This window comes from Peribacillus sp. NPDC097895, from assembly GCF_050277555.1.
Taxonomy (GTDB): Bacteria; Bacillota; Bacilli; order Bacillales; family DSM-1321; genus Peribacillus.
The window spans coordinates 284,449-297,073 of record NZ_JBNNSH010000002.1 but is presented as its reverse complement, the minus strand read 5'-3'; the positions used below and the strand labels follow the sequence as shown (position 1 = coordinate 297,073).

Below are 12,625 nucleotides of genomic sequence, written 5' to 3'. Positions count from 1 at the left end.
TTTTTGAGATTAATGAATTAAAGGTATAATGAAAGATAAGAAAATTTTGAGGGTTGATACAAATGATAAGGACTTGTGCGATAACTTCAAGCCATGAAGTCAGTTTTGATTTACCGCTATTAGAAATGAATAATCCGGATATCGAGTGGTATTGGGTTGATTTTTCCAACCCGACAACCAAGGAAATCGAACTTTTATCCACTCATTTTCACTTTCATCCGCTGGCAATCGAAGACTGCCTTGATGACTTTAACCAACGCCCTAAAATGGATTTTTATGAAAACTATCAATTTCTTGTGATACATGCTCTCAGGCAAAAGGTATTTAGAGCCGTTGAATTGGATATGTTTGTTGGAGAAAAATGGATAATCACTTTTCATAAGGAAGAAATGCTTGAAGTTGAAAAGGTGTGGGAAGAAATTTCTGGTAATAAAATGTTGAAACAGGGTCCCTTTTTCTTGATGCACAGGCTAATTGACAGGATCGTCGATGAATTTTTCCCTCCTGTTTATAAAATGGAGAGCGAATTGGGGAGCATTGAGGACAATACTGAAAATGAAACGATAAACGACCTGATGGATCAGCTATTCGATTTGCGTACGGATATGTCAAGGCTCCGCCGGACCATATTACCGATGCGTGATTTGTTGTACAGAATGATTTCGTCTGAGCGTCTCAATTATTTAAAAGATCAGCACCTTTATTTTAATGATGTGTACGATCATCTTCTTAAATTGACTGAAATGCTGGAATCCTATCGAGATTTCTCCTCCGATATCCGGGATAGTTATTTGTCTGTGAATTCTAATAATATGAATTCAACGATGATGACTTTGACTGTCATCACTACCATTTTCATGCCGCTGACTTTCATAGTAGGTGTATATGGGATGAATTTTGAAAATATGCCCGAATTAAATTGGCACTATGGCTATTTCCTCATCCTTGGATTGATGGGTGGAATTGCCTTGATGATGTTTTTATACTTTGTTAAAAAAGGTTGGCTCAATCCAAGGAAAAGATCGAGAAAGAACTGAAAATAGGACGTTATTAGTTGGGCTTTGGCCAGGCTATCATTGCTGGAAGCATCATATGGATGCCCGCTGGAATCGAATCCTATCGCTTTTTGAGAGTATCTTTTGAAGTCGCGCGGTAGACGAATTTAAAAGGAGAACAAATAGGGTTTGTAAGGGCTATAGCGCGTTATATAGCGACGATCCGAGGTATGTCTATACAATGTCGGTTAAATCGTGGAGTGGTTCACAATGAAGAAACAGGCCCTGCACGATATGGTTTCCGCGACGTTGATAGCAAAAAAATGAATAAGTAAAAGGGGGCTTGATAGGGGCTCCTTTTTTTTGTTTTGCTTGAAGAGATAATTTATTAATAAATAGCCCCTCCTTATTCTTTTTTTTCCTTTGCCCTAAACAAAAGACATAAGTATCCGAATTATTAGGTATGAGTTCATTGATAAAATCATGATAGGTCTAGTTAACTGACAAGCAGGATTTTCTGCATTAGTAAAATGGTTTATGGAACTAAAAATTGAAAAAGTAAGAGAAGGGCGAGATGAACCAATGGAAGCAAACAAAGGGATATTATTGGAAAGTGGAACGAATGAGCTGGAGATAGTGGAATTCGGCATCGGAAAGAATAAATTCGGCATTAACGTAATAAAGGTGAAGGAAATCATTAATCCTGTACCCATCACACTTGTCCCTCATTCCCATCCAAATGTTGAGGGGATCATAGAGCTCCGCGGAGAAGTCCTGCCTGTTGTGAATGTGGCGGATGCTCTAGGCTTTCCTCCATCTGAAACTCCTGAGCAGGATAAATTCATTGTCGCGGAATTCAATCAGCAAAAAGTGGTTTTTCATGTACATACGGTTACACAGATACACCGTATTTCGTGGTCCCAAATCGAAAAGCCTTCGGATATGTATCAAGGACTGGAAAGTCAGATTATCGGGGTCATAAAATTAAAAAGTGAAATGTTACTGTTACTCGATTTTGAAAAAATAGTGGTCGAAATTAATCCGGAATCTGGAATAAACATCCAGCAGGTTAAAAAGCTCGGCAACCGGCAAAACTCAGACAAGAGAATCCTGATTGCAGAAGATTCCCCATTACTGAGAAAGCTGCTGTTTGATACATTGTCAGAGGCTGGATTCAAGTACTTGGAGTTTTATGAAAATGGTCTTGATGCCATGAATTATTTAGAGAATTTGATTGAATCTGGAAAAGTGGTCGAGGAAGAAGTGCAATTGGTGATTACCGATATTGAGATGCCTCAAATGGATGGTCATCATTTGACTAGAAGAATAAAGGAAAGCGCTGGGCTCTCAATATTGCCGGTCATTATCTTCTCTTCTTTGATTACGGATAGCTTGCGTCATAAGGGGCAGGTCGTAGGGGCTGACGCACAAATCAGCAAACCTGAAATTGCGGAGCTTATAAAGTTGATAGACAGACTTGTATTATAAATGTGAAAACGGGCCGATGAGGAATTACCTCAAGGCCCGTTTAATTTATTCTTAATACTTGGAACCTTTTCCCAAAAACGAGGATGGGAATGGATTGTGAAAAGGTTGCTTGACCGAACTGCGTCCGTAAGCCCTTTTCTCGGTGTTGGTGGAGTTCGGTTGCTTTTCACCTGCTTGTCCAACGTAAGATTGGAGGATTTGTTTTGCCTTGGATAAAGACAACGCAGCTTTAGGGTTCCGTATGGATGCTGCCCGGCTGCCGAGGTGGGGTAGTTTTTTCAAATCTTCCTTAGTGGGAGGTAGATGAAAAACATATGATCCGCATTCTACAATCACGTCGGATTGTTGTGCTGCAAACCGAGGGTTATCAGAGAAATGAAGTCCAATCTTCTTCGCTTTTCCTTCTTGCATAAGCTTGCTTAATGCGAGCCTTTTTAAATTATATAAATTTTTAGGCTCCAACGCAGTCTTTGCATGTTTGTTAACAATAAACACGGCTTGGGCAAGGGAATTAATCGAAAACTCATCCCTTTCAGAATGTCCTTTCGTTTGGTTCATTATGGAAACTCCTTTTCTTAATAAGGTTAGAAGGAACGATGAAGCCTTCCTTCAATAAATACCTGTTTTTATATTGATCGAAATAGAGACGGATGTGCTGCTTTGGCTGATTTTCATAAAAAAAAATAAATGCATGTACATCTCTTCGGTATGTCAATCATTTCCCAACACTTTACCATCTATGCATTTCATATTATACCACTTCAAAATATATAAGAAAGTAAATTTCAATCAGACACCTTTTTGCAAAAGAAAAAGAAGGCGTTGAATGACGCCTTCTATCCGTTCCTTATCGATTGTATATATTGATATTTTCAGAAACTCCAGCCTGTGCGCCGAATTGTTGGGGGTAGCCCTGAAAACCTTGATATGGGGGGTAAGCAGGGTAAGAAGGATAAGGAGGGTAAGCGGGCGGGTATGGAGGATATGGCGCATAGACTGGTGGACGGTTATTGAATAACAATGGTCCAATAGCTAACCCTGCAACAAATGCTACAGGCGCTAATAGAGGAAAGAAAGGAAAGAATCGTTCATCATTATAATATCCTGGATCATATTCATTCCTATATGCATTTCTATATTCGTTCTGGAGCATTATGGTTTGTGGATAGTGGTAGTAAGGAAAATACTGTGTTTGCATAATTAGCCTCCTTTTTTTCAAATTCTTTATATAGTATGGTTTTTTTTTCGAAAAGAGCCTGTTTCATCTTAATCTGTTATAATGAAACTACTTGTGAGAAAAATTTGAGGTGACTACAATGGACCGGTTTAAAAGCATTTTTGCCGTTGGTTTTGGAGGAGCAGTGGGAGCTTTATTGCGTTATTGCATAATCTTGACGACTGACCATTCCTTCTTCCCGTTTGGTACCCTCTTAATAAATATAGTAGGCACCTTTTTACTTGGATTGATAAACGGCTATTACGCCTCGAAAAAGAAATCGTTTATTTTTTTAGCATTGGGCAGCGGGTTTTGTGGAGGTTTCACCACGATGTCTACGTTTTCCCAAGAAATGGTGAATTTGCTACAGACATCGATGCTATATGCAGGTCTGTATCTTGGAGCCACACTTTTATTTGGTTTGGTTGCAGGATTTCTTGGACTGGGCCTTTTTAATAGACCGAGAGGTGAGACCCTTTGATTTCTGTTCTATCAGTTTTTATCGGAGGCTTTTTTGGTGCTGCCTCTAGATATGTTTTACAGAATAGTTTTAATAGGCTATTGCCAGCTGGTTTAATACCTATTAGTATTTTACTGATTAACCTTATAGGTTCTTTCGGTTTGGGGATTGTCTTTCCTCAGGAAGAAAGCTGGGCTTTATCTTTACAAGCATTTCTGGCAATAGGTTTCTTAGGAGCCTTTACGACCTTTTCCACATTCAGTATGGAAACACTCGAGCTTATTGAAAAACACCGTTACATAGATAGCCTTATCTATGTAACGGTGTCGGTTTTAGGTTGTATCGGCACTTTTCTGTGTGGTTACTTAAGTATGGTATAACCTAGTCCCACTTACCAGGGATCATTGGTAAATAAAACCTGGTTTTCTCAATTATACTTCTAGTGCTATAATTCTTAAGAATCCATAATAAAATGATACATGTAAACAAGTTGTTTTTCGTTGCACAGGTTTTGTTAATGAGTCTGGCAGTTTTCCCCTGTGTTCTTTTCCTATCGTTTTTCGACCTTGAATTCGTAAACCGTTAACTCAGGGCGTGAAAGAAAGCGATATGGAAGACGGGTAGTGCCAAGCCCTCTATTAACATGTAACGTTAACGAATCAATTTCATACGTGCCTTCACGGTACTTTTCAGCGTATGGGGGTGTGACAAGGGCTCCGGCGAACGGAATTTGTACTTGTCCCCCATGACTGTGACCGCTTATTTGATACTGGATATCGTAAGTACTTGATATGTCTGCTAGGTCAGGGGCATGTGAAAGCATAATGGTGAACGCATCTTCTGGAATGCCTTCAAGGGCTTTTTCAAAATCGGGTTTTCCAAGCATGGCATCATCAATACCTGCTATGAATATTTCTTCAGCCGTTAATAAGGAAATCTTGGTGGAGGTATTTTGCAACATGGTAAAGTGGGATTTCTTCATGATATCGCTGTAAATTTCAGAGCCATATCCCCCATGATCGTGGTTACCGTAGATGCTGAACTTTCCAAGTGGCGCTTTGAGCTGATTCAAAACAGAAGGGATTTTCTGTTGAGCCTCATATTTGTTAGGCTGGTCCATTAAATCTCCGGTAAATAAAATAACATCCGGGTCCAGTTGGTTTATCTTATTGACAATTTCTTGTAAATCTTTAAGCTGAAATTGAAAGCCTAAATGGGTATCACTGAATTGGATCATTTTCATGCCATGAAAACCTTTAGGGATAAGAGGGTGGCTGATTACCATATGCTTGGTTTCTAACCACTTAGGCTCCAAATTATGGGCATAATAGTTTCCGCCAATACCTAAACCCGTTATGGTAGCAAATGCACCGAGACTTTTTTTTAAAAATGTTCTTCTGGATATGGGTTTATTCAAATTAATCAACCTATCTAATAATAAAATGTTACTTCCTCATACTAACAAACAATATACATAAAATGAAGAAAATAGCTTCTATTCACATAGGCAAAACATGTAAACTGGGGTTTAATGCAACCTTATCCGACTTGAAATTGAACATCTATACGGAGGTAACATGATGACCGAACCAATGTTTATTACACTGATTATACTTCTATGCGCTATTGCGCTTTTTATACAAGGAAAATTTCGCGCTGATTTAATTGCACTTAGTGCACTATCCATACTAGGGTTACTGGGAATACTTACATTGGATGAACTTGTGACCGCTTTTGCGAATCAAGTGGTAATCATACTGGCAGGACTATTTATCGTAGGTGCCGGCCTGTTAAATACAGGAATCGTAGAAAAGGCAGGAAATAAGTTGTTAGGTTTATGTGGGGGCAGTGAATGGAAATCGCTGCTGATCGTCATGCTGACGGCTGGAATATTAAGTGCGTTTTTAAGTGGCACAGGAATTGTTTCCATTCTGCTTCCACTTGTTATGAGTATGGCTTTACAACAAAAAACAAGTCCGACAAGGTATTTATTGCCCCTTGCCTATGCGAGCAGTATTGGCGGACTATTAACACTTACTGGTACGCCCGCCAATATGATCGTTGCTGATGTATTAAGGCAAAACGGTATCGTTACATTATCATTTTTTGACTTTACACCAATCGGCTTAATTGCTTTTGCAGCAGGTTTATTCTTCATGTTGACACTTGGACGCCTGTTGCTTCCAGAGAAAACGATTGCTGCGAACAATAGTGTCAAGGGATTGTCGGCAGGGGAGCTTGCCGGAATGTATAAAGTGTATGATCGATTGCACTATCTGCATATACCCGCCACTTCCGATATTGTGGGAGAAAGGCTGTCGGATCTTCAGCTACCTATCCAGTATGAATTGACTTTAATTGAAATTCAGCGGAAGCCAAAGGATAAGCAGTTGCCGCTGTTGCAAAGACAGTTGACGATTTCAGCAAGAGCGGATGAAGTGCTGCATCCTGATGATATCATTTTGGTGTTTGGAGAAGAAGAAGCTGTTGAGAGATTGGCACTTAACTATGAACTGGAGTTTAAACATTTCAATACAGAACAAATAAAAAAACATTTTCTTAGCAGTAGATTTGGTTTGACGGAAATATTGATCGTTCCGAATTCCGATTATGAAAATCAAACCTTGATCGATGTACATTTCCGAGAGAAATACCAATGTAATGTGCTTGCGATCAATCGCAATGGTGAATATATTCAAGCGGATGTCGGGACGGAACGACTAAAACCGGGCGATGCAATCCTGATACATGGAGAATGGGAGAACATTGAAAGGATTTCCTCTGATTTGCAGGACGTCATCGTTATTGGAAGTACCTCTGAGGATGGCTCACCGGTCAACTCAAAGGGCAAAGCATGGATTGCTTTGGGCATCACTGCATTGATGGTCATTCTTTTATCGATCGAATCCATCCCTGCTATGCTATCGGTATTGACGGCCGCATTGTTGATGGTGATCACAGGCTGTGTCCGTTCAATGGAAGATGCATACCAAAAGATTAACTGGGAGCCTGTTTTATTAATTGCATCTATGTTTGGAATTACGGCTGCCCTTGATAATACGGGTGGTGTGAGAATGATAAGTGATTGGCTTGCCGTTATATTCAGTAATATCGGGGCACATGGTATATTAGCCGTCTTTTATCTCCTGACATTGATCCTGAGTCAATTCATCCCGTATGGAGCGGCGGTGGTGATCATGACGCCCATTGCCCTGACATCTGCAGTAAATCAAGGAATTGACCCTCTTCCTGTGTTTCTATGCCTTGCTGTTGCTGGCAGTTTGGCGTTATCTACACCTAGGGTTGCCACAACCAACGCTCTTGTCATGACAGCTGGTGATTACAAGTATAAGGACTTCATCATGATCGGGATATCCATACAGATCTTCATTGGCGTTATCATGGTCATCACGATTCCATGGTTCTTCCCTTTCTGAAAGCTAAAGGCATTGTTCCATTTGTGGACAATGCCTTTTTCCATGAGGGATTCATTAAAAGGAGTGGATGATGGAGGAATTTTTAAAGGGATGAAAAAAGATGTATAGTATAGGAATTTAAATTATTTATTATCAATGCTAGAAACTAATGGTATAATTTTTGCATATTGGTGTTTCGTAATTAGGGGGAAGATGCATCATGGATACAGAAAAGATATTAAAGAATTTAGACAGGGTGACACCATTCTTTCAACCGATTTTCAGTGCAGATCAACATCAGGTAATCGGATATGAAATTTTAGGGCGCTATGAGGAACAATCTGAATATAAAAGCCTTGGCCCTTTTTTTCACGATTCTACAGTGCCTGAAGAGTACAGGGTGGAAGTGGATAATTATGTTCTTGAAATAGCCTTGGAAAGAATAAAAGACTACGGTGAAGATTTTCTTATCTTTATTAACAGAGATCCAAATTTGCTTATGCTGGATCATGGCGAAGAATTCATGGAGATTTTACATCGTCATTTTCAACCTGAGGAAATGCACCGGATTGTGCTGGAATTATCAGACACGATCAGTCCGGAGAACTTTGATCCTTTACAGCATGTGCTCGCTTATTTTAAAACTTATGGAATTAAAATAGCCTTGGATCATTTAGGACAAGATACGCAATTGGACCGAATTGCGCAGATTTCCCCGAATATTTTAAAAGTTAACCTGGATCAGCTTCGCATTTCAGGTGGAGATGCCTATCAGGTCATCTTGTTTTCTCTTAGCATGCTTGCACGTAAAATCGGCGCAAATTTACTTTTTGAGAACATTGAGTCCGAATATCAGCTTCGCTTTGCATGGAAGAACGGGGGACGATATTATCAAGGGTATTTTTTGGCTAAACCGGAAGGCGAGTTCATTAATAAAGATTTACTTCGTGAAAAATTCCATCAAGAATGCCAGTCCTTCATTTCACTTGAAACGAAGAAGCTTGAAGCCGTTTATCAAAAGACTTTGCAGTTCAATGAAAATATGCAAACCTTCTTAAAACAGCAAAAGAGTGTCGGTTCCCATGAAGATTTTCTCGGTATTTTAGCGAAAAAGTTGGATTCCATATGTTTTCGGCTTTATATTTGTGATGAAGAGGGATATCAAAAATCACCCAATATCCTTCAAAAGGACGGACAATGGTTAGTCCAACCGAGTTATATGAATAAAAATTGGAGCTGGAGACCTTATTTTCTCGAAAATATAGTAAAGATGCGCAATGAGAAAAAAGGAATTTTATCCGATTTATATAGTGATATCGAATCAGGCGAAACCATCAGGACCTTTTCATATCCTCTTAATAATAAGGAATACATTTTCTTTGATCTTTCTTATAGTTATTTATATGAAAATGACGCACTTTTATAGAAAAACATCCATGCATATAATCGCTCGAAATGTGTAACGATAAGCAGAAATGATGCGCTTGGAGGAGACATATTTTGAGCACCTACATCTGGATATTACTCATAATTGTAACAATCATGGCTTTATATTTGCTCTATTATACTTATTCAGTAGCAAGGTCACAGAAAGTGAAAGCGAGATATGATTCAACTCTCGATGATTCTGTTAAGGAACACCCTTATTTAAAAAACCCGGTATTCGTTTCTCTTTTTGTTGGAACGATTTTGGTTGCCGGTTTTATTTTTTACTATGCATTTCAATAAATGTAAGAAGGAGATTTCACTTCCATGGAATCTTCTTTTTTTAATGTGAAGAAAAAATCATCTGTAGCAGGATATCATAAGACTTTGGCATTTTGTAGTTTGGCTTTGTTCTGGACGGGTATTGAAATACATAGGCAGTAATAGGAACCATTAGGAGATAAATACTATAACTAGGAGCTGATAGGAATGAGTAAATATTTAGTTGCATGTCTAGCCAGTGTTCTTCTTTTTTTAGGAGGCGGGTTCACAGCTTCAGCGGAGGGCTTACATAGAGAGGAAGTACTTTCTTTAGTGCAAGATGCAATGGATAATCAAGGCTCGATCAGTGAGGAAGTACGTACGAAAGAGGCGATTAAAGGGAAGTTGGATAAACATTTTACAGATGATTTCATAGAAAAGTTCGTTCAAGCTAATGTAGTGAAAGTCGATGGAGGGTATACTGCATTTGGATCGGATTTTGCACCCTATTATATCCCATTTTTCAGTTACGATGAGAATACAGAAGTTGTATATGGGGAAAATGGAGAATTCATTTATGTTCAGGAAGAATTCCAAGAATCTGGGGACGGCCCTGTATCAATGGAAAAACATGTTGAATCAGTTACATTGAAAAAAGAAAATGGCGTTTGGAAGGTAAATAATGTAAAGTACGAAAAGTGAAATGAGATTTTTTTTAGGAAAGCTCGTCAAAGTTGAAAACATGGAGGGCGAACATGAAAAGTCTAGAGGAGGTTAGCCTTCTCTAGACTTTTTGTTATATATTCAGTTCTTTTTTTATTTCGTCAAGTTCAAACCCAATAATGGCTTTCCCATCGATGACGACCGTTGGTGTGGAATAAGCGCCATATTTATTCGTTAGTTCTTTACGTGCATGTCCATCTGCTTTAATATCTTTTTCTTTGTATACGACATTATTATCATCAAAGAACATTTTCATGATTTTGCAGGGAGGGCAATCAGGCTGGGTATAAAGCGTAACGTCTTTCATTTCATTCCTCCATGTTTGCTTTAGGTATGGTTTACTTTTTCATTATAGAGAAAGCCAAGACATTTGAATAGGAAAAAAACTTGAAGACCCTTTTACTTTTTACTGTCCTGTTTTACCAGATAATCTATCAATCCCATGGAACAAACCTTTAAGTCCATGGCGATGATTTCAAAAACAGGATGGTCAGTTGTAATTCCTTTTTCCCCTAAATGAACCGTGACCTCCGTGAAAAGATTTTTACTTGTTGCTGCGACCTGTTCCTCAAAGGAATTATAATCCCTATATGCCGATTTTGCAGTCTCGACGAATTTAGGCAACCAGTAATGAAGCTGTTTATAAACTTCATTTGGATTTTCCGATACTCCGTAATGGCCAAAATATATACGCTCGGCGCCGATGCTTTCATACAATTTTGCTGCGGCAAGCATTGCTTCAGGATTAAATTGATTTGGTGATGTGGAAGGTAAATAAAATTCCAAACCGTCATCATCGAGTTCACGATAGTAGATACCTACGGTGTCACCTGAAAATATCCCTTTAGAAACGGAATCGTAAATGCTTAAATGATGGTTTGCGTGCCCTGGGGTGTCATAAAAAATCAACGAGGATTTATCGCTGATTTGTAGGGTGTCCCTATCATGCTTCGTCATCATTCTTTCAAATGGTATAGGTAAAATCGGATTGAACAGCTCGTTGAATTCTTCGCCATAGACAGCTTTGGCCCCTGCGATCAAGCGTGTTGGATCTTCCAGATGCCTTGCTCCTTTCGGATGAACGATCACTTTGGCGTTCGGGCAATGTTGTAAAAAAAGTCCAGCTCCACCTGCATGGTCCAAATGAATATGGGTAAGAATGATATATGTAATATCCTCGAGGGCGATTCCCAGCTCATCTAGTCCCTTTAATAAATGGGGGATGGAAGGGCTGGCGGAAGTTTCAACTAAAGTGATGTCTGTATCGGCAATAACATATGTTCCTGTTCGATTTCTTCTATCCAAATCAAAACCGTCAATCAAAGAAATGCGATAACCAAGTTCACTAATGTTTTGCAATGGAATCTACCTCCAGAAAATTTTTCATGTACAAAATCCATTCCTTATTTTATTCTGTTAATAGTGCCATGTAAAGAATGAAGTTTTAAATTATTCTGAATTTATTTCAGCGTGGATACTGGATAGAAAAGTATGGTATAGTGAAACCTATCGAAAAGGTTTTATTCAGAAAGGAGAGGGAGTATGTCTCAATTACAGGGCATTCTTACCAGATTGAAAAGTCTTCAAGAGCAAGCAAAGGAATCTGAATCTGCTCAACGTTTTTTTGAAATAGATGGTGTGAAAAAGTGCCAAGTTACATATTTCAGCAAAACAGAAATGTTCGAGCTTGAAGTATACAGTGATAAAGGGAAATCATCAAAATATCAATTCGATAATATTGATATGATTACCATTGAAATCTTTGATCTTCTTCAATCCTAAGAAAATCACGAAAAGCCGACTTCCTTTTGGAAGCGGCTTTTTATTTTATATGAAGCCGTTCCCTTTTCACTTTTTGAATGAAGAAGTGATTTTAACGACATCTTATTAATTGGAGGGATGTAAATGAAAAATCCGATGGTAATATGCCCTGTTTGCGGTGAGGAAAGGGAAATGGATCATGTTTTGACGGCACAATCCAACCAAAATGTGATTTATCAATGCCCGGAATGCGGTTTTAAGCAGGTTAATATTAAAACTAGTAAGGGATAAGGATCTCTTGCAAAAATCCCACAGTTTGGGATTTTTATTGGTCTAGGAATGAGCCTTTTCTGCTTACATATGTTAAACTATAGAAAGAGCTGTATATAAAAACATATGGTAAGGGGTTTTAACATGATCGGTACTCATGATGGGGATTTATTGGAATCCAGCGTTAAAGACTTAATGATTTCTTCTGAACGCGTGGCCCACGTGCAGGTAACCAATAATTTAGAACATGCGCTATTGGTATTGACAAAGAGTGGATATACGGCCATTCCTGTTTTAGATCCGATGTATAAATTGCATGGCTTAATTAGCACACCAGTCATTCTTGATTCAATCTTGGGACTGGAACGAATTGAATTTGATAATCTTGAGAATAAAAAAGTTTCGGAAATAATGAATATAGACATACCTCGCCTGCATATTGAAGATACATTGACTAAGGGTGTGGAATTGTTAATAGATCATCCTTTTGTCTGTGTGGAGAATGACGATCATGTATTTGAAGGTATCTTAACGAGAAGAGCAATCTTGAAAAAGGTATTTAAACAAAATACAGCTGAATGAATATGCATGGCTAAACATTATGGGTAAC

General features: G+C 38.6%; 16 protein-coding genes. 11 read left to right on the top strand and 5 right to left on the bottom strand.

Features of this window, described 5'->3' with window-relative positions; genetic code table 11:
* Positions 1–62 precede the first annotated feature (62 nt).
* Positions 63–1,037, top strand: a complete 975-nt coding sequence (gene corA, locus ACQKMH_RS12740) for a magnesium/cobalt transporter CorA (protein ID WP_427587834.1) — start codon at positions 63–65, stop codon at positions 1,035–1,037.
* Between the two features lie 540 nt (positions 1,038–1,577).
* Positions 1,578–2,483, top strand: coding sequence for a chemotaxis protein (locus ACQKMH_RS12735; RefSeq protein ID WP_427587832.1), 906 nt, complete (start codon positions 1,578–1,580; stop codon positions 2,481–2,483).
* Positions 2,484–2,534: 51 nt separating this feature from the next.
* On the opposite strand, the gene ACQKMH_RS12730 is transcribed toward ACQKMH_RS12735, so the two are convergent.
* Both ACQKMH_RS12730 and ACQKMH_RS12725 read right to left on the bottom strand, forming a co-directional pair.
* On the bottom strand, positions 2,535–3,041 hold the full coding sequence (locus ACQKMH_RS12730; protein WP_427587831.1) for a YkyB family protein: 507 nt from the start codon (positions 3,039–3,041) through the stop codon (positions 2,535–2,537).
* A gap of 289 nt (positions 3,042–3,330) precedes the next feature.
* Positions 3,331–3,681 carry a hypothetical protein gene (locus ACQKMH_RS12725; protein WP_427587830.1) on the bottom strand — a complete coding sequence of 117 codons (351 nt, stop codon included), beginning with the start codon at positions 3,679–3,681 and terminating at the stop codon, positions 3,331–3,333.
* 118 nt (positions 3,682–3,799) lie between these two features.
* Here ACQKMH_RS12725 and ACQKMH_RS12720 point away from each other — a divergent pair, with 118 nt between their 5' ends.
* Together ACQKMH_RS12720 and crcB are read left to right on the top strand one after the other, a co-directional pair.
* Entirely contained in the window at positions 3,800–4,180 is a 381-nt protein-coding gene (locus ACQKMH_RS12720) for a fluoride efflux transporter FluC (protein WP_427587828.1), read from the top strand.
* Positions 4,177–4,539: a fluoride efflux transporter CrcB gene (crcB, locus tag ACQKMH_RS12715; protein ID WP_427587826.1), complete on the top strand. Its 363-nt coding sequence runs from the start codon at positions 4,177–4,179 to the stop codon at positions 4,537–4,539. The genes ACQKMH_RS12720 and crcB overlap by 4 nt, the downstream gene beginning before the upstream one ends.
* A gap of 170 nt (positions 4,540–4,709) precedes the next feature.
* Here the strand turns inward: crcB and ACQKMH_RS12710 are convergent, their stop codons facing one another.
* The gene (locus ACQKMH_RS12710; protein ID WP_427587825.1) at positions 4,710–5,576 is read right to left on the bottom strand and encodes a metallophosphoesterase; all 867 of its coding nucleotides are present in this window, start codon (positions 5,574–5,576) and stop codon (positions 4,710–4,712) included.
* A gap of 163 nt (positions 5,577–5,739) precedes the next feature.
* On the opposite strand from ACQKMH_RS12710, the gene ACQKMH_RS12705 reads away from it, so the two are divergent.
* The 4 genes from ACQKMH_RS12705 to ACQKMH_RS12690 all read left to right on the top strand — a co-directional run bounded on the left by ACQKMH_RS12705 (position 5,740) and on the right by ACQKMH_RS12690 (position 9,963).
* The gene (locus ACQKMH_RS12705) at positions 5,740–7,596 is read left to right on the top strand and encodes an SLC13 family permease (protein ID WP_427587824.1); all 1,857 of its coding nucleotides are present in this window, start codon (positions 5,740–5,742) and stop codon (positions 7,594–7,596) included.
* A gap of 199 nt (positions 7,597–7,795) precedes the next feature.
* Entirely contained in the window at positions 7,796–9,001 is a 1,206-nt protein-coding gene (locus tag ACQKMH_RS12700) for an EAL-associated domain-containing protein (RefSeq protein WP_427587823.1), read from the top strand.
* 74 nt (positions 9,002–9,075) lie between these two features.
* Positions 9,076–9,303 (top strand): hypothetical protein, encoded by a 228-nt coding sequence (locus ACQKMH_RS12695; protein ID WP_427587822.1) that lies wholly within the window; start codon positions 9,076–9,078, stop codon positions 9,301–9,303.
* Positions 9,304–9,489: 186 nt separating this feature from the next.
* Positions 9,490–9,963: a DUF3993 domain-containing protein gene (locus tag ACQKMH_RS12690; protein WP_427587821.1), complete on the top strand. Its 474-nt coding sequence runs from the start codon at positions 9,490–9,492 to the stop codon at positions 9,961–9,963.
* A gap of 94 nt (positions 9,964–10,057) precedes the next feature.
* Here the strand turns inward: ACQKMH_RS12690 and ACQKMH_RS12685 are convergent, their stop codons facing one another.
* Both ACQKMH_RS12685 and ACQKMH_RS12680 read right to left on the bottom strand, forming a co-directional pair.
* Positions 10,058–10,291 (bottom strand): glutaredoxin family protein, encoded by a 234-nt coding sequence (locus ACQKMH_RS12685; protein ID WP_061462251.1) that lies wholly within the window; start codon positions 10,289–10,291, stop codon positions 10,058–10,060.
* A gap of 92 nt (positions 10,292–10,383) precedes the next feature.
* On the bottom strand, positions 10,384–11,343 hold the full coding sequence (locus ACQKMH_RS12680) for an MBL fold metallo-hydrolase (RefSeq protein WP_427587819.1): 960 nt from the start codon (positions 11,341–11,343) through the stop codon (positions 10,384–10,386).
* Between the two features lie 183 nt (positions 11,344–11,526).
* On the opposite strand from ACQKMH_RS12680, the gene ACQKMH_RS12675 reads away from it, so the two are divergent.
* The 3 genes from ACQKMH_RS12675 (at position 11,527) to cbpB (ending at position 12,597) form a co-directional block, all read left to right on the top strand.
* Positions 11,527–11,766 (top strand): YkuJ family protein, encoded by a 240-nt coding sequence (locus tag ACQKMH_RS12675; protein WP_034314086.1) that lies wholly within the window; start codon positions 11,527–11,529, stop codon positions 11,764–11,766.
* Positions 11,767–11,889: 123 nt separating this feature from the next.
* Complete coding sequence (locus ACQKMH_RS12670) at positions 11,890–12,036, top strand: hypothetical protein (protein WP_427587817.1); 147 nt, start codon at positions 11,890–11,892, stop codon at positions 12,034–12,036.
* A gap of 123 nt (positions 12,037–12,159) precedes the next feature.
* A complete protein-coding gene (cbpB, locus tag ACQKMH_RS12665) occupies positions 12,160–12,597 on the top strand; it encodes a cyclic-di-AMP-binding protein CbpB (RefSeq protein ID WP_230157540.1) in 438 nt (145 codons plus the stop codon).
* Positions 12,598–12,625: the final 28 nt, after the last annotated feature.

Bases quoted from the DNA above. Each gene is read 5' to 3' on its own strand.
- ACQKMH_RS12670 (WP_427587817.1), top strand. From the start codon at position 11,890: ATGAAAAATCCGATGGTAATATGCCCTGTTTGCGGTGAGGAAAGGGAA.
- ACQKMH_RS12725 (WP_427587830.1), bottom strand. From the start codon at position 3,681: ATGCAAACACAGTATTTTCCTTACTACCACTATCCACAAACCATAATG.
- ACQKMH_RS12730 (WP_427587831.1), bottom strand. From the start codon at position 3,041: ATGAACCAAACGAAAGGACATTCTGAAAGGGATGAGTTTTCGATTAAT.
- ACQKMH_RS12720 (WP_427587828.1), top strand. From the start codon at position 3,800: ATGGACCGGTTTAAAAGCATTTTTGCCGTTGGTTTTGGAGGAGCAGTG.
- ACQKMH_RS12735 (WP_427587832.1), top strand. From the start codon at position 1,578: ATGGAAGCAAACAAAGGGATATTATTGGAAAGTGGAACGAATGAGCTG.
- ACQKMH_RS12690 (WP_427587821.1), top strand. From the start codon at position 9,490: ATGAGTAAATATTTAGTTGCATGTCTAGCCAGTGTTCTTCTTTTTTTA.
- corA (WP_427587834.1), top strand. From the start codon at position 63: ATGATAAGGACTTGTGCGATAACTTCAAGCCATGAAGTCAGTTTTGAT.
- ACQKMH_RS12700 (WP_427587823.1), top strand. From the start codon at position 7,796: ATGGATACAGAAAAGATATTAAAGAATTTAGACAGGGTGACACCATTC.
- ACQKMH_RS12675 (WP_034314086.1), top strand. From the start codon at position 11,527: ATGTCTCAATTACAGGGCATTCTTACCAGATTGAAAAGTCTTCAAGAG.
- cbpB (WP_230157540.1), top strand. From the start codon at position 12,160: ATGATCGGTACTCATGATGGGGATTTATTGGAATCCAGCGTTAAAGAC.
- ACQKMH_RS12685 (WP_061462251.1), bottom strand. From the start codon at position 10,291: ATGAAAGACGTTACGCTTTATACCCAGCCTGATTGCCCTCCCTGCAAA.
- ACQKMH_RS12705 (WP_427587824.1), top strand. From the start codon at position 5,740: ATGACCGAACCAATGTTTATTACACTGATTATACTTCTATGCGCTATT.